18 protein-coding genes are annotated in these 19,697 nt (G+C 65.3%); 15 read left to right on the top strand and 3 right to left on the bottom strand.

The genetic code is table 11. The annotated features are described in order from the left end of the window. Positions 1–3,495, bottom strand: a complete 3,495-nt coding sequence (locus EWM63_RS14360) for a response regulator (protein ID WP_130187149.1) — start codon at positions 3,493–3,495, stop codon at positions 1–3. A 118-nt stretch (positions 3,496–3,613) separates the two neighbouring features. Here EWM63_RS14360 and EWM63_RS14355 point away from each other — a divergent pair, with 118 nt between their 5' ends. Beyond that, on the top strand, positions 3,614–4,012 hold the full coding sequence (locus EWM63_RS14355; protein WP_130187148.1) for a hypothetical protein: 399 nt from the start codon (positions 3,614–3,616) through the stop codon (positions 4,010–4,012). 80 nt (positions 4,013–4,092) lie between these two features. Here EWM63_RS14355 and folE read toward each other — a convergent pair whose 3' ends face one another. Next, positions 4,093–4,656, bottom strand: coding sequence for a GTP cyclohydrolase I FolE (folE, locus tag EWM63_RS14350; protein WP_130187147.1), 564 nt, complete (start codon positions 4,654–4,656; stop codon positions 4,093–4,095). A 56-nt stretch (positions 4,657–4,712) separates the two neighbouring features. Continuing rightward, on the bottom strand, positions 4,713–5,564 hold the full coding sequence (gene nudC, locus EWM63_RS14345; protein WP_130190378.1) for an NAD(+) diphosphatase: 852 nt from the start codon (positions 5,562–5,564) through the stop codon (positions 4,713–4,715). Positions 5,565–5,724: 160 nt separating this feature from the next. Between nudC and EWM63_RS14340 the strand changes: the two genes are divergently transcribed. Genes EWM63_RS14340 through EWM63_RS14280 form a run of 14 tightly spaced genes read left to right on the top strand, consistent with a single transcriptional unit; the run spans position 5,725 to position 19,651 of the window. Continuing rightward, a complete protein-coding gene (locus EWM63_RS14340) occupies positions 5,725–8,238 on the top strand; it encodes an O-linked N-acetylglucosamine transferase, SPINDLY family protein (RefSeq protein ID WP_130187146.1) in 2,514 nt (837 codons plus the stop codon). 16 nt (positions 8,239–8,254) lie between these two features. Further along, on the top strand, positions 8,255–9,574 hold the full coding sequence (locus EWM63_RS14335; RefSeq protein ID WP_229487894.1) for a bifunctional glycosyltransferase/class I SAM-dependent methyltransferase: 1,320 nt from the start codon (positions 8,255–8,257) through the stop codon (positions 9,572–9,574). A 9-nt stretch (positions 9,575–9,583) separates the two neighbouring features. After that, on the top strand, positions 9,584–10,462 hold the full coding sequence (locus tag EWM63_RS14330) for a glycosyltransferase family 2 protein (RefSeq protein WP_130187144.1): 879 nt from the start codon (positions 9,584–9,586) through the stop codon (positions 10,460–10,462). A gap of 10 nt (positions 10,463–10,472) precedes the next feature. Next, entirely contained in the window at positions 10,473–10,901 is a 429-nt protein-coding gene (locus tag EWM63_RS14325) for a sugar 3,4-ketoisomerase (protein ID WP_371861245.1), read from the top strand. Beyond that, positions 10,898–12,007 (top strand): DegT/DnrJ/EryC1/StrS family aminotransferase, encoded by a 1,110-nt coding sequence (locus EWM63_RS14320; RefSeq protein WP_130187142.1) that lies wholly within the window; start codon positions 10,898–10,900, stop codon positions 12,005–12,007. The genes EWM63_RS14325 and EWM63_RS14320 overlap by 4 nt, the downstream gene beginning before the upstream one ends. Before the next feature lie 8 nt (positions 12,008–12,015). Further along, on the top strand, positions 12,016–12,516 hold the full coding sequence (locus EWM63_RS32820) for an acyltransferase (RefSeq protein WP_130187141.1): 501 nt from the start codon (positions 12,016–12,018) through the stop codon (positions 12,514–12,516). A 1-nt stretch (position 12,517) separates the two neighbouring features. Next, positions 12,518–13,354, top strand: a complete 837-nt coding sequence (locus EWM63_RS31810) for a hypothetical protein (protein WP_165390829.1) — start codon at positions 12,518–12,520, stop codon at positions 13,352–13,354. Next, positions 13,351–14,418, top strand: coding sequence for a GSCFA domain-containing protein (locus tag EWM63_RS31805; RefSeq protein WP_165390828.1), 1,068 nt, complete (start codon positions 13,351–13,353; stop codon positions 14,416–14,418). The genes EWM63_RS31810 and EWM63_RS31805 overlap by 4 nt, the downstream gene beginning before the upstream one ends. A gap of 28 nt (positions 14,419–14,446) precedes the next feature. Continuing rightward, positions 14,447–15,208, top strand: coding sequence for a hypothetical protein (locus tag EWM63_RS14305; protein ID WP_130187139.1), 762 nt, complete (start codon positions 14,447–14,449; stop codon positions 15,206–15,208). A 10-nt stretch (positions 15,209–15,218) separates the two neighbouring features. Further along, positions 15,219–15,992: a glucose-1-phosphate cytidylyltransferase gene (gene rfbF, locus EWM63_RS14300; protein ID WP_130187138.1), complete on the top strand. Its 774-nt coding sequence runs from the start codon at positions 15,219–15,221 to the stop codon at positions 15,990–15,992. Next, positions 15,974–17,095 carry a CDP-glucose 4,6-dehydratase gene (gene rfbG, locus EWM63_RS14295; RefSeq protein ID WP_229487893.1) on the top strand — a complete coding sequence of 374 codons (1,122 nt, stop codon included), beginning with the start codon at positions 15,974–15,976 and terminating at the stop codon, positions 17,093–17,095. Before rfbF ends, rfbG begins: the two co-directional genes overlap by 19 nt. Then, positions 17,083–17,499 carry a cupin domain-containing protein gene (locus EWM63_RS14290; RefSeq protein WP_130187137.1) on the top strand — a complete coding sequence of 139 codons (417 nt, stop codon included), beginning with the start codon at positions 17,083–17,085 and terminating at the stop codon, positions 17,497–17,499. The genes rfbG and EWM63_RS14290 overlap by 13 nt, the downstream gene beginning before the upstream one ends. Beyond that, positions 17,496–18,386: an SDR family oxidoreductase gene (locus EWM63_RS14285; protein ID WP_130187136.1), complete on the top strand. Its 891-nt coding sequence runs from the start codon at positions 17,496–17,498 to the stop codon at positions 18,384–18,386. Before EWM63_RS14290 ends, EWM63_RS14285 begins: the two co-directional genes overlap by 4 nt. 2 nt (positions 18,387–18,388) lie before the next feature. Then, on the top strand, positions 18,389–19,651 hold the full coding sequence (locus EWM63_RS14280) for a protoporphyrinogen/coproporphyrinogen oxidase (RefSeq protein ID WP_207221287.1): 1,263 nt from the start codon (positions 18,389–18,391) through the stop codon (positions 19,649–19,651). The last annotated feature ends 46 nt before the right edge of the window (positions 19,652–19,697 follow it).

The raw sequence follows: 19,697 nt of genomic DNA, 5'->3' as shown, positions 1-19,697 counted from the left end.
TCAGATACGGTCCAGGGCCGGCATCCATACCCGCAGCAGCGAGTACAGGCGCGACAGGTCGATCGGCTTGGCCAGGTAATCGTTGGCGCCGGCGGCCAGGCACTGCTCCTGGTCATCCTTCATCGCCTTGGCGGTGATGGCGATGATCGGCAGCCGGTTCCAGCGCCCGTCGGCACGGATGCGGCGGGTGGCCTCCAGGCCGTCCATGCCCGGCATCATCACGTCCATCAGCACCAGGTCGATCTCCTGCACCTGTTCCAGCTTCTCCAGCGCCTCGAAGCCGTTGCGGCCGATCTCCACGATGGCGCCCTTCTGCTCCAGCGCCGAAGTGAGGGCGAAGATGTTGCGCACGTCGTCGTCCACCAGCAGGATGCGGCGGCCTTCGAACACGCGGTCGCGCGAGCGCACCGTCTTGAGCATCGTCTGCCGCTCGGACGACAGCTCGGATTCCACCTTGTGCAGGAACAGCGTCACCTCGTCGAGCAGCCGCTCCGGCGAGCGGGCACCCTTGATGATGATCGAGCGCGAATACTTGTGCAGGTCCGCTTCCTCGGCGCGCGTGAGGTTGCGACCCGTGTACACGATGACCGGCGGGAACGAGGCGATCTCCTCGTGCGACATGCGCTGCAGCAGTTCGTTGCCCTGCATGTCCGGCAGCTTCAGGTCGATGATCATGCAGTCGAAGACATTGGTGCGCAGCAGGGCCAGCGCTTCCTCGCCCGAAGCCACCGCCTCGATCTCGATATCCTCGTCCGAAATGAGTTGCACCACGCTGTCGCGCTGGCGCGCGTCGTCCTCGACCAGCAGGATGCGCTTGATCTTCTGCGTGAACTTCTGCTCCAGGCGGGCGAACACTTCCTGCAGGTCCTCGCGCGAAGCGGGTTTCAGCGCGAAGCCCACCGCGCCCATGTGCAGCGCCGCCTCGCCCGCGTCCGACGCCGACACCACGTGGACAGGAATGTGGCGGGTGCGCGGATTATCCTTCAGCAGCTGCAACACCGACAGGCCGGAGCGGTCGGGCAGGCGGATGTCCAGCAGGATCGCCGTCGGCTGGTACTGCTCGGCCATCTGCAGGCCTTCGTCCGCCGCGAACGCGACCAGGCAGCGGTAATCCATCTCGTGCGCCAGGTCATACAGGATGCGCGCGAACGCCGGCTCGTCCTCGATCACGAGCACGGTGCGCTCGGGCGGTGCCGGCTGGTCGCGGTCGTCCTCGAATGCACGCTGCACGGGCGCAGGTGCCGGTGCGCCCGCAGGTGCTGCGCTGAACGAGGCCATGGCAGGGGTGGCTGGTACGGGCACCGGTGCCGGCGCGGGCGCCGGTGCCAGCGACGATTCCACGCGGTGCGGCGCCGCCGACCACTGCACCGGCAAGGTCAGCGTGAAGGTGCTGCCCTGGCCCACGGTGCTGTGCAGCGTGATCGTACCGCCCAGCAGCATGGCCAGGTCGCGCGAGATCGACAGGCCCAGGCCCGTGCCGCCGTACTTGCGGCTGGTGGTGCCATCGGCTTGCTGGAAGGCGCCGAAGATCGCCTCGTGCTGGTCGGCGCGGATGCCGATGCCGGTGTCCGTCACCGCGAAACACACCTGGCCGTTCGATCCCGGTTCCACGCGCAGCGTTACCGCTCCCTCGTCGGTGAACTTCAGGGCGTTGGACAGCAGGTTCTTCAGGATCTGTTCCAGGCGCTGGCAATCCGTATAAACGGTGTCCGGCAGGCCCGGCGCCAGCACCAGCGCGAAGTCCAGCCCCTTCTGGCGGGCCAGCGGTTCGAACGTGCGGCGCAAGCCTTCCATCACCTGCTGCAGGCGCAGCTCTTCCGGATTGAGCTCCAGCTTGCCGGCTTCCACTTTCGAGATGTCAAGGATGTCGTTGATCAGGTTCAGCAGGTCGTTGCCGGCCGAGTAGATCGTTTGCGCGAAACGCACCTGTTCCTCGTTCAGGTTGCCCTGCGTATTGTCGGACAGCAGCTTGGCCAGGATCAGCGAGCTGTTCAGCGGCGTGCGCAGCTCGTGCGACATATTGGCCAGGAACTGCGATTTGTACTGGCTGGCGCGTTCCAGGTCGCGCGCCCGTTCTTCCAGCTGGGACTGGGCATCGTTCAGCGCCGTGTTTTTCTGGTCCAGTGCCACGGCCTGCTCGGCCAGCTGCTCGTTGGTCTGTTCCAGTTCCGCCTTCTGGTTTTCCAGGCTGGCCTGTGATTCCTCCAGCACGCGCGACTGCTCTTCCAGTTCCTCGTTCGCCGTGCGCAGCTCTTCCTGCTGCACCTGCAGTTCCTCGTTCAGCTGCTGGGTTTCCACCAGCAGCTCCTGCATGCGCTGGCGCGCCAGCGTGGCTTCGATCGCGGTACCGATATTGTCCGCCACCAGGTTCAGGAATTCCGTTTCCTTTTCCCCCACCGGGTGCAGGAAGCCCAGCTCGATCACGCCATTGACGCGCCCATCGCTGGCCACCGGCAGCACCAGCACCTGCGTGGGCGTGGCGCTGCCCAGCGCGGAAGACAGCTTCAGGTAATCCGGCGGCAGGTTTTCCAGGTGGATCAGGCGGCGCATCTGCGCAGCCTGGCCCACCACGCCTTCGTCGGGTGCCAGCAGGCGCCCGCGTTCTTCATCCTCGGCCGAGAAACCGAAGGCGGCGGTGCGACGCATCAGGCCATCCGGCTCGCGCACGTACATCGCGCCGACCACGACATCGAGATAACGGGCCAGGAAATGCAGCAGCGTCGTCGACAGGGCCTGGGTCGAGAGCTGGCCGATGCCCTGCTCGGCCATCTGGCTCTGGCCGGAACGCATCCACGATTGCCGCTGCACGCGTTCGGCATGCTTGCCCTGCTCGGACAAGGCCTCGTTATAGGCTTCGGAAAGGCGCATCAGCTCCTTGCGGCCGAACCAGGCGAGAAAACCGCTGAGCACCAGGCTGACGGTGAGGAAGCCCACCACCGTGACGTAGGTAACGGTCTTCGCATCGCGGTTGCGGTCCATCCGCAGACGCTCTTCGGTGGAGATGAACGCAATGAACAACGAGCGCAATTCATCGAATTCGATCTTGCCGCGCTGTGCCCGCACCGTCGACAGATAGTCGCCGCCGGTTTTCCGCAGGTTCATCATTTCCTCCGCGGCCCGCTCCCATTGCTTCTGCTGGGCGCGGATATTGCGCAGCCGGTCGACCTGGGCGGGGTTGTCCTCCACCAGCTCGGTCAGCGTGTTCAGGGCCGTATCGATCTTTGGCCGGGCCAGCTTATAAGGGGCCAGGAACGATTCCTCGCCGGTCAACAGGTAGCCGCGCATGCCGGTTTCCATGTCCACGGCCAGCTTGCGCAATTCCTGGGCATTGCCGATCACCCGCTCGGAATGCTCGACCAGGGTCAGCGCATTGAGCAGGTAGGCGAATACGGCAATGAAAACGGCGGCGCTGACGATCCCCGCGGCCAGCGGCAGCGTGATGTTGCGGAACAGGATGCGGCGGAAACTCTGGTCGTCGATGCGGGTGTGAGGCATATGCGCGAGCTGGACGGGAAAAGGACAAGTTTATCCTAAATGCAACGAGTGGTGCCCGGCAGGGCAATCGTGCGTGGTTCGTTATAATCGACCAGACGACCACCGCCAGGACTCCACGATGCGCAAGCTGATTCTGCTGACCCCACTTTTGCTGGCCGGCTGCTACAACGATTCCGCCACCTACTATGCGGACAGTACCCAGGAACACACGCTGACCGTGCGGCGCCAGCAAGACCATTTCTGGAGCGAGGAAGGCCGCTTCGTGCTGATGGCTACGCGCCTGCCGGAGTGCCAGCGGCGCATCGACCTGGCCGAACTGCCATTGGAAGACACGACCGTGGAACTGTTCAGCGAGGGCGACAACCAGTGGGCGCTGCGCGCCGGCAGCCAGGTATGGCACGTGGAGACACAGACATGCTCGCTCGTGTCCACGGAAGGACCGGCAACGGGAACGAAGGTAGGCGATTTCCGGGCGGAAATCGATCAGATCATCTTCAATGAAGCAAACGAGAAATAGTTGCCGGGAAAATGGGGCGGTACGGCGCTCCGGCGTACCCCATTTTCCCGGCAATATTTCTTAAAATACCGGATCCTGGCTCAGTCCCGGGCCAGCGCCAGGAACTCGGTGCGCAGGGCCAGGTTCGGCTGCAGCTCGCCGAGCATGGCCGACGTGATCGTTTCCTCGCCCGGCGTGCGGATGCCGCGGCTTTCCATGCACATGTGGCGGCACTTGACGACGACGCCCACGGCCTTCGGTTCCAGCACTTCCATCAGCGTATTGGCGATCTGCACCGTCATGCGCTCCTGCACCTGCAGCCGCTTGGAGAAGCAGTCGACCAGGCGGGTCAGCTTCGACAGGCCGACGATCTTGCCATTCGGCACATAACCAACGGTGGCCTTGCCGAAGAACGGCGCCAGGTGGTGTTCGCAATGGCTGTAGACGGGGATGTTGCGCACGACGATCAGCTCGTTGTATTCCTCCGCGCCATCCTCGAACGCCTTCAGCAGTTCGACCGGATCCTGGTCATAGCCGGACGTCCAGTGCTTCCAGGCCTTGGCCACGCGGTGCGGGGTTTCCGCCAGGCCCGGGCGATCCGGGTCCTCGCCCAGCGAGGTCAGGAAACGGCGCCAGTCGTGATCGGAAAATGCGTCTTTAGACATGATGAATGCTGCTCAAATGAAAGGGTATCCGCCAGTATACATAAAATAGTGACCTTTCACCGACCATGGCGCCCCGGACGATGCGCCGCCATCAGCGCACTGGCGATCGACACGGCGTGCGGCGACTCCGGCCATTCGTCATCCGGCCCGAACCAGCGGGCGTCCTCGATCTCGGCCGGATCGACGCGGATCTCGCCATCGAGGTACTCGGCGGTGAAGGCGATCATCAGCGAATTCGGGAAGGGCCATGACTGGCTCTTGAAGTACTGCAGGTTATGCACGCGCAGTCCCACTTCCTCGTACACCTCGCGGTGGATCGCTTCCTCGATCGATTCGCCCGCCTCCAGGAAGCCGGCCAGCGCCGTGTAGCGCCGCACCGGCGTATTGGTATGCAGCGCCAGCAGCACCTGGTCGCCCTTGCGGATCAACACCATCATGGCCGGGCAGATCTGCGGATAGGCGGTCAATCCGCACGCCGCGCATTTGTAGGCGCGTTCACCGGCGGCGCGCGCCATGGGCGTCGCGCACACGCCGCAATAGCGGTGCGTGCGCGCCCATTCGGCGATCTGGCTGGCCCGGCCGGCAAGGCCGAGAAAGCCATCGTCGGCAATGCCGAACAGCGCGCGCAGGTTGTACCATGCATGGTCCCCATCGGGCAGCGCGTCATCGTCGGCCCACGTGGCCTGGCAATAGCGGCCGTGCCAGGTGCCGACCGGGTGCAGCCGTTCCGGCGGGATCTCCAGCCCGGCAAGGCTGGCGGGCAGCGCCGGTTCCGCGCCATCCAGGCCCGTACTGCGCAACAGGAGCTTGCCGCGATGGAAGATGAACGTCAGCGGCGGTGCGGCAGACTTCGCGTCGTCGCGCGGGGTATCGATCAATGGCGTGAATGCGGAGGGTGTCTGGAGCATGGCGGTATCGGTGCGCTTCGGGTGCCTCATCTTACCGAGTTCCGCCGGCATGCGTTGAATAGGCGACACAGTTGCTCAAAGGCTACAAAATCCACGCTGGCGCCACTGTCTACAGAGTATGATTACGCTTCACTTACATCTTCGAGAGACTCCACCACCGATGAGCGTACCCGCGATCCCCGATGCATTGTTCCGCCAGGCCGAACGCGGCGTGCTGCCCCTCGGGGAACTGTTCCAGGGGGCGCAAACGCTGATCGACGAAGGTGCGCCACATGCGGCGATCCGGCTCTATGAAACCTGGCTGGAGCACACCCGCTCGCCGCTGGCCTATGCGGTGTGGTTCAACCTGGCGATCGCCTACAGCGGCACGGGCAACGACACCAGCGCCGAACGCGGCTACATCAAGGCCATTTCCGAGAATCCCCGCTTCATCGAGGCGCGCCTGAACCTGGGCACGCTGTACGAACGCCTGGGGCGGCCGGACGATGCGCTGGCCACGTGGAACGCGGTGCTGGCCGAAGTGCCGGACCTCGCGGACCAGCACAAGCTGCACGTGCAAACGCTGAACAACCTCGGCCGCCTGCTGGAGATCCGCAAGCGCCTGCCGGAAGCCGAGGAGATCCTGGCGCGCAGCCTGGAACTGAATCCGGACCAGCCGAACGTGCTCACGCACTGGGTGCACCTGCGCCAGAAGCTGTGCCGCTGGCCCGTCTACCAGCCGTTCGCCGGCATCACGGTGGAGACGATGCGGCGCCACACTTCCGCGCTGGCGATGCTGGGCGCGTCGCCCGATCCGGCCGAACAGCTGGCCGCGTCGCGCCACTTCATCGCCGAGAAGGTGGCCGATGCCGGCCCTGCGCTGGCGCCGCCGGAAGGCTACCCGCACAAGCGCATGCGCATCGGCTACCTGTCATCGGACCTGTGCTCGCACGCCGTATCGATCCTCACCGCCGAGCTGTATGAGTTGCACGACCGCTCGCGCGTGGAAGTCTATGCCTTCTCGTGGAGCCGCGAAGACAATTCGCCGCTGCGCGCCCGCGTGGTCGGCGCGATGGACCACTACATCCGTATCGACCGCATGACGGACGAGGAAGCGGCGCGCTGCATCCGCTCGCACGAGATCGACGTGCTGGTCGACCTGCACGGCCTCACGCTGGGCGCCCGCCCAGGGATCCTCGGCTGGCGGCCGGCGCCCGTGCAGCTCACGTGGCTGGGCTTCCCGGGGCCAACGGCGATCCCCGGCGTCGACTACGTGGTGGCGGATGCGTTCGTGCTGCCGCCCGAGCTCGAGCCGCACTTCACCGAAAAGCCGCTGCGCATGCCGCACACGTTCCAGATCAACGACCGCCAGCGCGCCATCGGTGCCACGCCGGAACGCGCGGCCAGCGGCCTGCCGGAAGGCGCGCAAGGCGCATTCGTGTTCTGCTCGTTCAACAGCAACTTCAAGTTCACACCAAGCGTGTTCGACGCGTGGATGCGCATCCTGCAGCGGGTGCCTGGCAGCGTGCTGTGGATCGTGGCCGACGCGGAACCCACGCGGGACAACCTGGTGCGCGAAGCCGAAGCCCGCGGTGTCGATGGCAGCCGCCTGCTGTTCGCCGGCCGCGTGCCGCCAGCCGAATACCTGGCCCGCTTCCGCCTGGCGGACCTGTTCCTCGACACCAATCCGTTCAATGCCGGCACCACGGCCAGCGATGCCCTGTGGGCCGGCCTGCCGGTGCTCACGTGGGCCGGCCAGACCTTCTGCTCGCGCATGGCGGGCAGCCTGCTGCATGCGGTAGGGCTGCCGGAACTGGTCACGCATTCGCTGGCGGACTACGAGGAAACCGCCGTGGCGCTGGCCACCGATCCGGCACGGATGGCGCAACTGCGCGCCCGCCTGGCCGCGAACCGCGATGCCAGCCCATTGTTCGACACGCCGCGCTTCGTGCGCGACTATGAAGACCTGCTGGCCTCGGTGGTGAAGCGCCCGGCCGGCCTGCCGCTGTCGGACGAACCGGATCCGATCCGTACCCACGCGGTGCCGGATCCTTCGCCGGGGCAGCTCAGCGTGCAGCAGAACAGCATGCTGGCCCTCATGCGCGCGGGCATGCACAGCGTCGTCGAAGTGGGCGGCGCCACGCTGGGCCAGGCCTGGCGCGCGCGTGAAGCGAAATCGCACTTCACCGCCATCACGACGGACCCTGAAGCCGGCGGCTGGAGCACGAACGTGATCCGCGCCGAGCCGGAAACGATGGATGACGCGCAATGGCAGCAAGCCGCGCCAGCCCAGTGCTGGCTCTTCCCGGAAACGCTCGAGCGGCTGCGCGACCCATGGGCCTTCCTGCACCGGCTGCGCCGCGAGGCGCTGGGCCGGGTGGAAGTGATCGCGTGCGTGAACAATGCCCAGAACTGGCTGGTGCAGTCGCTGCTCGCCTCCGGCAATTTCCATTACCAGGCCGGCGGCATGCCGGACCGCCGCAGCCTGCACCTGTTTACGCGCGCCTCGGTGGCCACGCTGCTGCAGGATTGCGGGTTCGCCGTCGTCGAAATGACGGCCGTGCATGCGCACCAGCCACCGCCCGCGGTCCTTGCGGCGATTCGCCAGCTCGCCGAAGCCGCCGGCACCGATCCGGTGCTGGCCGAACAGGATGCGCTGCCCTATCAATACCTGGTGCGCGCGATCGCCGCGTAAAAATAAGAGGCACATCATGCAAACCAACGCCATCCCAGTCCAGGACATTCCGGTCGTGACCGTGTCGTACAACTCGCCGGACCTGATCGAGGCGCTGCTGCGCACGTTTCGCCAGTTCTACCCGAACAAGGTGTACGTGATCGATGGCTCGCGGCCGGAGATCGCGGCGCAGATCGGCCCCATCACCCAGCGCTTCGAGAACGTGGAATTCATCCCGTTCGGCTACAACATCCACCACGGTCCGGGCATGACGTGGGCGATCGAGAACCTGGGTCTGGAAGGCCAGGTCCTGTTCCTCGATTCCGACGTGGAAATCAAGCGTGCAGGCTTCCTGGAATCGCTGCAGTCCCACCTGCAACCCGGCATGTGGGGCGTGGGCGGCATCCAGCTCGTCAACGAACAGGGTTACGACCGGCCGGACGACGGCCCCGTGGCCTACCTGCACCCGGCCTGCATGCTGGTCAACATGGACGTGGTGCGCCAATGGCCACTGCCGATCAAGCACGGCGCGCCGCTGATCACCACGATGCTGGCGCTGCACCAGAGCGGCAACCGGGACCTGATCGGCCACGTGGACTGGGTGAAAGACGACTTCCATTCGCCCGAAGCGATCCATTACATCAAGCACCCATGGCAGGGAACCGTGCTGCGCACCGGCGGCTACCACTACGACCTGCCCTCCACCGGCAGCGAGGTGAATGCCCATTTGCTGCACTTCATGCCGCAGGATGCGCAGCGCATCGTCGATATCGGCTGCGGCGACGGCACGTTCGCGAAAGCCTACCGTGCCCGCTTCCCGATCTGCCGCTATACCGGCATCGAAAAGGATGGCGCGAAGGCCGACCTGGCGCGACCGCACTGTGACTACGTGTTCGACGCCGACATGGAACTGGCCGACGAACGGCTGCTGACCCATGCGGCCGGTGCCGATTGCTGGGTGCTTGGCGAAGTGCTGGGCGAATTCCGCGACCCGGCCGCCGTGCTGGCGACGATACGCCGCCTGATCGCCCCCGGTGGCAAGCTGGTGCTGTCGATCCGCAACGCCCAGCACTGGAGCGTGCAGGCTGGCCTGGCGATCGGCGACCTGCGCTATCGCGAAGGCGGAATCGTGACGCCCGGCGACTTGCACCTGTACACCCGGGGCACCGTGCTCGACGCGCTGCGCCAGGCCGGCTTCGAGTTCGCGGCCGGCTCGCCGGTGATCCGCGACGAGCCGGGGCGCGATGCCTTCCTGCCCGCGATCCGCGCGCTGGCCCAGGCCAGCGGCAACGACGGCGAACAGGCAGCGCAGGATGCCCTGGCCTGGCAATACGTGATCGTGGCCCATCTCGTCTGAGGACAACGCATGCCATTCCCGAAAGTCTCCATCGTCATCCCGTCGTACAAGGCCGAGCACTTCGAACAGTGCCTGCGCTCCGCGATCGGGCAGACTTACCTGAACACGGAGATCCTCGTCAGCGACAATTGCCCGACCGAGGCGATCCGCGACATCTGCGCCCGTTTTCCCGGCGTGATCTACCAGCGCAACAGCGTGATCCGCGAGGAAAACGTGCTGTCGGCCTTCTTCAGCGCCAAGGGCGAACTGGTCAAGCCGTTGTTCGACGACGATATCCTGCACCCGTTCTGTATCGAGCGCATGGTGGCCGCGCTGCAGGACCGGCCCGACGTGCAACTGGTGTTTTCCGCCAGCCAGGTGATCGATGCGCGCAACGGGCGTACCGAAACGCGCCGCCCGTTCGAGGCCAGCGGCAGCATGACCGGACTGGAGCTGCAGCGCAGCTCCACGCTGGGCATGCGCAACTTCGTCGGCGAGTTCTCGACGATCCTGTTCCGCCGCAGCAAGTTGTGGGAGATCGGCCCCCGCAAACTGTTTGTCGTCGGCCCGCACGACTGCACGCACGGCCTGGCCGACCTGGCCGCCTATTTCAACCTGGCCGCCGGCGGCACCGCGTTCTATATCGACGAGGAACTGAGTTATTTCCGCCGCGACCCGGTGCTGCAATCCAATTCGAACATCAACGCCAACCCCAACTTCGGCTACTGCTTTTCCGATTACTTCGACCTGCTGCTGGCCTCTCACGCGACGGGTGTGATCTCGAACGACGAGCTGCTGGCCACGCAGGAGCAGGTGCGCGGCGCCTGGGAATCGCTGCGCGGCGTGTTCACCCAGATCGGCGACTCGTACGAGCGCTACCAGACTTATCTCCAACCGTTGAAGGATTGACACCATGGGCATGATGGAGCACTGCCGCATCATCGACCTGCCGAAGCACGCCGACCCGCGCGGCAACCTGTCGGTCATCGAAGGCGGCGTCCAGGTGCCGTTCGACATCGAACGCGTGTATTACCTGTATGACGTGCCGGGCGGCTCGTCGCGCGCCGGCCACGGCCACGTCGAGCTGCAGCAGCTGATGATCGCGATGTCCGGCAGCTTCGACGTGATCGTCGACGATGGCTACGAACGCAAGAAGTTCCACCTGAACCGGTCCTATTACGGCCTCTACATTCCGAAGATGATGTGGCGCGAAGTGGAAAACTTTTCGTCCGGAGGCGTGTGCCTGGTGCTGGCGTCGACCAAGTTCGACAAGGCCGATTACCACTACGACTACGACGATTTTGCGGCGATGGTGCGCCGTCGCGACGCAGCGGAAAGCAAGCCATGAGCGTTCCATTCCTCGACCTGAAGGCCCTCAACCATGCGCATGCCGATCAGTTGCAGGCGGCATTCCGGCGCGTGCTCGATTCCGGCTGGTACATCCTCGGCAAGGAAGTCGAGCAATTCGAACAATCGTTCGCCGCATACTGCGAGGCGCGGCACGGCATCGGCGTGGCCAACGGCCTCGACGCGATCATGCTGGTGCTGAAGGGTTACGGCATCGGCCCCGGCGACGAGGTGATCGTGCCGTCGAATACCTTCATCGCCACCTGGCTGGCGGTCAGCCAGGTCGGCGCCGTGCCGATTCCCGTCGAACCCGTGGAAGCCACGTACAACCTCGATCCGGCACTGGTCGAAGCGGCCATCACGCCGCGCACGCGGGCAATCATCGCAGTGCACCTGTATGGCCAGCCGGCGGACATGGACCCGCTGTGCGCACTGGCCGACCGGCATGGCCTGAAGCTGATCGAGGATGCCGCGCAGGCGCACGGTGCGCGCTACCGCGGCCGCCGCACGGGCAGCCTGGGCCACGCGGGCGCATTCAGCTTCTATCCGGGCAAGAACCTGGGCGCGCTGGGTGATGGGGGTGGCATCGTCACCGACGATACGGCACTGAACGATATCGTGCGCACTTATCGCAACTACGGCTCGCAAAAGAAATACCAAAACCTCGTGCAGGGCTTCAACTCGCGGCTGGACGAGCTGCAGGCGGCCTTCCTGTCCGTCAAGCTGGCAACGCTGGACGCCGACAACGCCGCGCGCCGCGCCGTCGCCGCACGCTACGACGAACTGCTGGCCGGTATCGACGGGCTGGCGCTGCCGTTCGTGCCCGAATGGGCCGAGCCGGTGTGGCACCTGTACGTGGTGCGGCACGCGCGGCGCGATGCGCTGGCGGCGAAGCTGGCCGAAGCGGGTATCGGCACGATCGTCCATTACCCGATCGCGCCGCACATGCAGCAGGCATATGCCGAACTGGGCTACCAGGAGGGCGCCTTCCCGATCGCCGAGGCGATCCACCGCGAAGTGCTGAGCCTGCCGATCGCGCCCGGCATGACACCGGCCCAGGTGGACGAGGTGGCCGCGGCCGTACGTGCCGCCGTGGCGGCGCTGTAGGAAACGCCATGGCGAAAATCCATCCACTGGCCGACGTGCACAGCACGCAGATCGGTCCTTCGACCACCGTCTGGCAATTCTGCGTGGTGCTGCAGGGTGCCGTGATCGGCGACCACTGCAACATCAACGCCCATTGCCTCGTCGAGAACGATGTGATCGTCGGCGACAGCGTCACCGTCAAGTGCGGCGTCTACCTGTGGGATGGATTGCGGGTAGGCGACCATGTGTTCATCGGCCCGAACGCCACGTTCACCAACGACCGCTATCCGCGCTCGAAGCAGTATCCCGACGCCTTCCCGCAAACGGTGGTCGAACATCACGCGTCGATCGGCGCCGGCGCCGTGATCCTGCCGGGCGTGACGATCGGCCACCATGCGATGGTGGGTGCGGGCGCCGTGGTGACCCGCGACGTGCCGCCGCATGCGCTGGTCACCGGCAACCCCGCACGCCTGGTCCGCTACCTGGATCCGGCCGAGGCGCCGCCACCAACGTCGCCCCACGAGGACTGACATGATTTACGTGATGGGCATGAGCCATACCGTCTGCCTGCTGCGCGCCGTCGCCGCGGGCCGGGCACCTGAGCTGGATGAATGGATCACCAGCAAGGCCACCGATTTCACGCCGGTGGCCACGAAACCGGGAATGCTGCCAGGCGACATGCTGAACAGCCTGATCATTTCGGACCAGGGCTGGGGCGATATCGTCCAGATGCAGCCGGCCGGCGATGGCAGCCGCATGCTGCAGGGCCATCCGGGCTTTATCGAACTGCTGTCGCAATTGCAGCCGCGGCAGCACGACGCGATGCTGGTCTCGATCCTGCATGGCAGCGCGCATTCGGCGCTGTCGCTGGTGCGCCACCCGCAGCCATTCGACTTTGTCCTGCCGGGCCACGAGGACCTGCCTTTCATCGAGGGTGCGCAGCCGGTGGCCGAAGCGGTGATCCGCAGCCAGCTCGCCCCCTACCAGCAATCGACGGTCGCCGCGCTGGCACTGGCCCGCGTGGCGCTGCCGGAGATCCGCCTGGTGCACGTGTTCGCGCCACCGCCGACGGAATCGGAAGACGAGATCCGCCGCGTGCCGGAAGGTTTCCGCCAGTACCTCGACCACTACGGTATCGCGCCTTTGTCGCTGCGGCTGAAGTACTACCACTTGTCGAACCGGATCATCCGCGAAGGCCTGCAGGCGATGGGCGTGTCGGTGCACTTCGTGGAAACGCCGGGCCAGGCGCTGGCGCCCAGCGGCGGACTGAAGGCGGAATATGCGTTCGGCGCGACGCACGGCAACGACGCATACGGTGCGTTGCTGGCCGCCGAGCTGAAACGGCTTTACGACGACGGGGGGCCATGATGCATCCGTATTCCAACCTGCCCGACAGGAACTTCTGGAACCGCTTCGTGGCGAAAACGCCATGGCGCGACCTGCAATTGTGCGGCACGCCGAAATTCATGATACGGCGCAGCGACCGCATCGCCACCGCCGGCAGCTGCTTCGCGCAGCACATCGCGCGCTACCTGAACCATGCCGGCTGCGGCCGCTACCTCGCCGAACAGCCGCATCCGCTGGCCGTGGCGCACGGCGGCGAAACGGCTAGCTACGAACTGTTCACCGCCCGTTACGGCAACATCTACACGGCGCGCCAGGCGCTCGAACTGTTTCGCCAGGCATTCGGACAGATGCCCGTGATCGACGACTACGCGGAGCACGACGGCCGCTGGTACGACCTGATGCGACCGAATGCCGTGCCGGACGGCTTCGCCACACGGGACGAAGCGCGGCACGACCGGCGCTTTCACCTGGCCTGCGTGCGCACGATGTTCACGACGGCCGAAGTGTTCGTCTTTACGCTGGGACTGACCGAAAGCTGGTACCACGCGGCGGGTGGCCACACCTATCCGGCCTGCCCGGGCACCGCGAAAGGCGTGTTCGACCCGGCCATCCACCTGTTCCGCAACCTGACCTGTGCCGAGGTCGAGAGCGATCTCGATGCCCTGGTGCAGGCGGTGCGCGGCGTGAACCTGGCCGTGAAGATCATCCTGACCGTATCGCCGGTGCCGCTGGTGGCGACGTACACGAACGACAATGTGCTGGTCGCGTCGAGCTATTCGAAATCGGTGCTGCGCGCCGCCGTCGGCGCCGTCGAGCCGCGCTACGATTATGTGCAATATTTCCCTTCGTACGAGATCATCAGCCACGCCGCTTCGTTCGGCCAATATCTGGCGTCCGACCTGCGCGACGTGGCACAGCGTGGCGTCGAACACGTGATGGGCAGCCTGATCGCCACGCTGCTGTCGCCCGACGACGGCACGGCCGTCGCGGCAGCCCCGGCCCAGCCGGCATTCGACCCGGCTGCGGACACGGCCCGCTTCATCCAGGCCGAATGCGAGGAAATCTACAACGAGGCGCCGCGCTGACGGCGCGGCAAGCAGACAGGAAGTCACCATGACCACCGCCCCACCGTTCTATTGCATCAGCCACAAGGATCCCGGCTGGCCGCTGCCGCCGTTCATGACCGTCGTCGGTACCGGCGGCTACGTGCCGGAACACGGCATCGGCATGAGCGTCCATTGCCCCCAGTTCGCCTTCAAGAACAATCAGCTGGGAGAGTATGCGGCGCTGTTCATGATTCGCCGTGTGCTGGAGGAGGCGCACGCCACCGGATTCGTCGGCATCTGCCATTACCGCCGCTACGCGCTGACGGTGGAAATCGGCGAGGCACGCGGATTCAATTTCCATGCGCACCCCGACCAGCTGCGGCAACTGGCGCCGGAAGCCTTCTATGCCGACGGCGCCACCCCGATCATCTCGGTCCCGGTCGGCTTCGCCGGCACGGTGCTGCAGCAGTATGCCGCCAACGCGGTCGGCCGCGACCTGCTGATGTTCTTCGGCGATGCGATCGACAGCGGCGTGGTCACCAACGACGAAGCGGCCCAGTTCCTGAGCGGGAATTCGTTCATCACGGCCGGCAACGTGGGGGTGATCCCGGTCGACTGGTTTGTCGACATCCTGGGCGACATCGAGAAGGTGGTTGCACGCTTCTCGCACAACCATTACATCCGCCGCGAAGGCTATGACGAACGCAGCATGGGCCTGTGCTGTGAACGGCTGCATTCGCTGCTGCTGACACGCAAGGTGCTGGCATATGGCCCGGAGCGGGTGATCGCGCGCCCACTGACCGTGCTGACTGAAACTGGCCGCCTTTAAGGAAAGAACCATGAAAGCTGTGATCCTCGCGGGTGGCCTCGGCACCCGCATCAGCGAAGAAACCTCGCTGAAACCCAAGCCAATGGTGGAAATCGGCGGCAAGCCGATCCTGTGGCACATCCTGAAGGGGTATTCCGCGCACGGCGTCAACGACTTCGTGATCTGCTGCGGCTACAAGGGCTACGTCATCAAGGAGTACTTCGCCAACTATTTCCTGCACACGTCCGACGTGACGTTCGACATGCAGAACAACCGCATGGAAGTGCATACGCGCAGCGCCGAGCCATGGAAAGTCACGCTGGTCGACACCGGCGACGAAACGCTGACCGGCGGGCGCCTGAAGCGCGTGCGCGAATACGTCAAGGATGAGGAAGCTTTCTGTTTCACGTATGGCGACGGCGTATCGAACGTCAACATCACCGACCTGATCGCCTTCCACCGCGCGCATGGCAAGCTGGCCACGCTGACGGCGATCCAGCCACCCGGACGCTTCGGCGCGCTGAACCTGGAAGGCGAGCGCATCACCAGCGTCCAGGAAAAACCGCAAGGCGACGGCGCCTGGATCAATGGCGGCTTCTTCGTGCTGTCGCCTCAGGCGATCGACTATGTCGAGGGCGACGCCACCACGTGGGAAAAGCAGCCCATGGAACGGCTGGCGCTTGACGGGCAGATGCAGGCATTTTTCCACCACGATTTCTGGCAGCCGATGGATACACTGCGCGACAAGATGCATCTGGAGGATTTGTGGAAAAGCGGCCGTGCGCCATGGAAAACCTGGGAGTGACGATGTTCGGCGATATCTACCGCGGCAAGAAGGTGCTGGTCACCGGCCATACGGGGTTCAAGGGTACGTGGCTGGCGATGTGGCTGCTCAGACTGGGCGCGCGCGTGGCAGGCTTGTCCGACTGCATTCCCACGCAACCTTCGATCTTCGAGGAGACCGGTCTCGAAGGCCGCATCGAGCACCATTTCGGCGACGTGCGCGATCTCGACACCGTCAAGAATGCGATCGCGTCGTTCCAGCCCGACTTCGTGTTCCACCTGGCGGCGCAGCCGATCGTCTCCGTCTCGTACGCCGAGCCGGTGGACACGATCACGACGAACGTGATCGGCACCACCAACGTGCTCGAGGCGCTGCGCCTGCTGGACCACGAATGCGTGGCGGTGATGATCACGTCCGACAAGTGCTATGAAAACGTCGAATGGCTGTGGGGCTACCGCGAAACGGACCACATCGGCGGCCGCGACGTGTACAGCGGCTCGAAGGGCGCGGCCGAGGTCATCATCCATGCGTATTACTGGTCGTTCTTCCGTGCGCCGGACTGCAAGGTGCGCCTGGCCAGCGGGCGCGCCGGCAACGTCATCGGCGGTGGCGACTGGGCGAAGGATCGCATCGTGGTGGACTGCATGCGCAACTGGTCGGAGGGAAAGAAGGTCGAGATCCGCAGCCCGCAGGCCACGCGGCCCTGGCAGCACGTGCTCGAGCCGCTGTCCGGCTACCTGACGCTGGGCGCGGCCCTGTCCCGCAATCCCGCCTTGTCCGGCGAGGCGTTCAACTTCGGCCCGCGTGCGGAGCAGAGCCGCACCGTGCTCGAGCTGCTGGGCGACCTGTCGCGCCACTGGCACTTCGCCAGCCCCGACCAGGCCTACGAGGTGACCGGGAACATCCCGTTCCATGAAGCGGGCCTGCTGAAGCTGAACTGCGACAAGGCACTGTTCCACCTGCGCTGGGAAGCGAACCTGGACTATGCGAACTGTGTGCGCCTCGTCAGCGAATGGTACTACCGCTATTACCGCGAACAGGCCGACATGCATGCGCTCACGATGGCACAGATCGGCGAGTACGAGGAACAGGCGGCGGCACGCGGACTGGCATGGACCCGCTGACGCCCTGCACGCTGACACCGCTGGCACGCATCGCCCATCCGAAGGGCGACGTCTACCATGCGCTGAAGGCCACGGATGAAGGTTATGCGGGCTTCGGCGAAGCCTATTTCACGACCGTGCTCCATGGTGTGACGAAGGGATGGAAGCAGCACACGCGGATGGTGATGAACCTGGTCGTGGTCGCCGGTGAAGTCACGTTCCACCTTCACGATGCGGGCACCGGCCGCACCGCCAGCCACACGCTGGGCGAAGGCAACTATGCGCGCCTGACGGTGCCGCCAGGCTGGTGGATGGCGTTTACCGGCACCGGCGCGGGCACCAACCTGGTGTGCAACCTGGCCAGCATCGCACACGATCCGGCCGAGGCCCGCAACGTGGACCTGTCCACCTTTCCGCTCCCATGAAGATCCTGCTCACCGGTGCCGGCGGTTTGCTGGGCTCCGCCATCAATGCCGCCGCCACCGCGCGCGGATGGACATGCCGGCCGATGCCCCGCCCGCCGCTGCCCGAGCTGCCGGCATTGCTGGACGCCCTGCTCGACGGCGAATGCGATCTCGTCATCCACGCTGCCGCCAATACCAATGTCGAGGCATGCGAGGCCGACCCACCGGCATGCTACCGCGACAACCTGCTGTTGACGGAACTGATCGCCACGGGCGCCGTGCGTGCGAACGCCAGGATGCTGTTCGTTTCGAGCACCGGCGTCTATGGTGCGCACGGCAGCGAGCCTTACTGCGAGTACGATGCCGTGCAGCCAACCACCCACCACCACCGCAGCAAGGCGTTGGCGGAGGAACGCGTGCTTACCGCCAGCCCGCGCAACCTCGTGGTGCGCACGGGCTGGCTGTTCGGGGGACCGCCTGCGAATCCCAAGAATTTCGTGGCGCGCCGTATCGACGAAGCGCGTGCCGCGCTGGCCGCCGGCACGGCCATGGGCTCGAACACGCAGCAGCGCGGCATACCATGCTGGAGCGACGACGTGGCGGCGCGGATGCTCGACCTGGCCGCCTCCGGCCTGGCGGGCACGTTCAACTGTGTCAATAACGGTACCGCTTCGCGCCATGAATACGTGAGCGAGATCGTGCGCCTCGCCGGTCTGCCGCTGGACGTGCAGCCCACCAGCGCCGCCGCGTTCAACCGCAAGGCACGTGTCTCGGACAACGAAATGGCGGCGAACTGGAAATTCGACACGCTGGGCTGGCCGCCCATGCCGGACTGGCGCGACAGTCTCGCCACCTACCTGGCGACGGGACTCGCCGTTCATGTCAATGGAGAATCGGCGGGAAAATGAGCATGGAATACATCGACATCGTCATCCTCGGTGGCGGCATCGCCGGCCTGGGCGCGGCCCTGAAGGCCCGTGAGCTGGGCCGGCAGGCCGTGATCTTCGAGGCGCGCGACAGCGCCGGCGGCCTGCTGGACAACTTCACCGTGGATGGGTTCCGCTTCGACCATGCGGTGCACCTGTCGTTCGCCAGCGAGCCCGAAGTGCGGGCGATCTTCGACAGTACGCCCTACCTGACGCACCCGGCCGACTCCTACTGCTGGGACAACGGTTACTGGCTGAAGCACCCGGTGCAGAACAACCTGTTCCCGCTGCCGCCCGAAGAGCGGGTGGCGCTGATCAAGTCGTTCCTGGCGCGCCCGAACGTGCTGGCCGGCGACGATTACGACAGCTGGCTGCGGCACCAGTATGGCGACGCGATCGCCGAACGTTATCCGTTGCGCTACACCGTCAAGTACTGGGCCGTGCCGGCCTCCCACCTGTCGACCGAATGGGTTGGCAACCGGATGCGCCGCGCCGAGCTGGACGAAATCCTGTTCGGCGCGCTGACCGGCGACACGCCGAACACGTACTACACGAAGGAGATGCGCTACCCGCGCGAAGGCGGCTACAAGGCCTTCATCGAACCGCTGATCGCGCAGTCCGACATCCGCACAGGCCACAGGGTGACCTCGATCGATACCACCTCCCGCACGGTACATTTCGCGAACGGCCGGCAGGTGGCGTATGGCACGCTGGTCAGCACGCTGCCGCTGCCCGTGCTCGTGCAACTGGTGGCGGATGCGCCCGGCGAAGTGCGCGAAGCCGGCACGCGGCTGCACGCCACGTCGATCGACCTTGTCTCGGTGGGCTTCGACAAGCCGATCGTGAAGGACCTGTGGTTCTACATCTACGACGAAGACATCCTCGCCGCCCGCGCCTACTCGCCCTCCGTGAAATCGCCCGACAATGCGCCACCCGGCTGCAGCTCGCTGCAGTTCGAGATCTACAACTACGGCACCGGTACCGCACATGATGCGGAAAAGCTGAAGGACAACACGGTGTACGCACTGGGCAAGATGGGCATCGCGCAGCCTGGCGACATCGTCGTGCTCGACCACCGCCGTCTCCCGTACGGCAACGTGATCTTCGAACGGGGCATGGAAGCGCACCGCGCCACCGTGCGCGACTGGGCCGCGGGCGCCGGCATCGCAACCTGCGGCCGCTTTGGCGAATGGGATTATTTATGGAGCAACCAGTCACTGCTCAGCGGATACCGCGCCATCGCATGACGCTTCTCATTGCGACCCGGACCACAATATCGCTTGCAGAACCGGT

This window comes from Pseudoduganella lutea, from assembly GCF_004209755.1.
GTDB classification, from domain to species: domain Bacteria; phylum Pseudomonadota; class Gammaproteobacteria; order Burkholderiales; family Burkholderiaceae_D; genus Rugamonas; species Rugamonas lutea.
The sequence above is the reverse complement of the archived record's forward strand: the minus strand, read 5'-3'. Positions and strand labels throughout refer to the sequence as shown.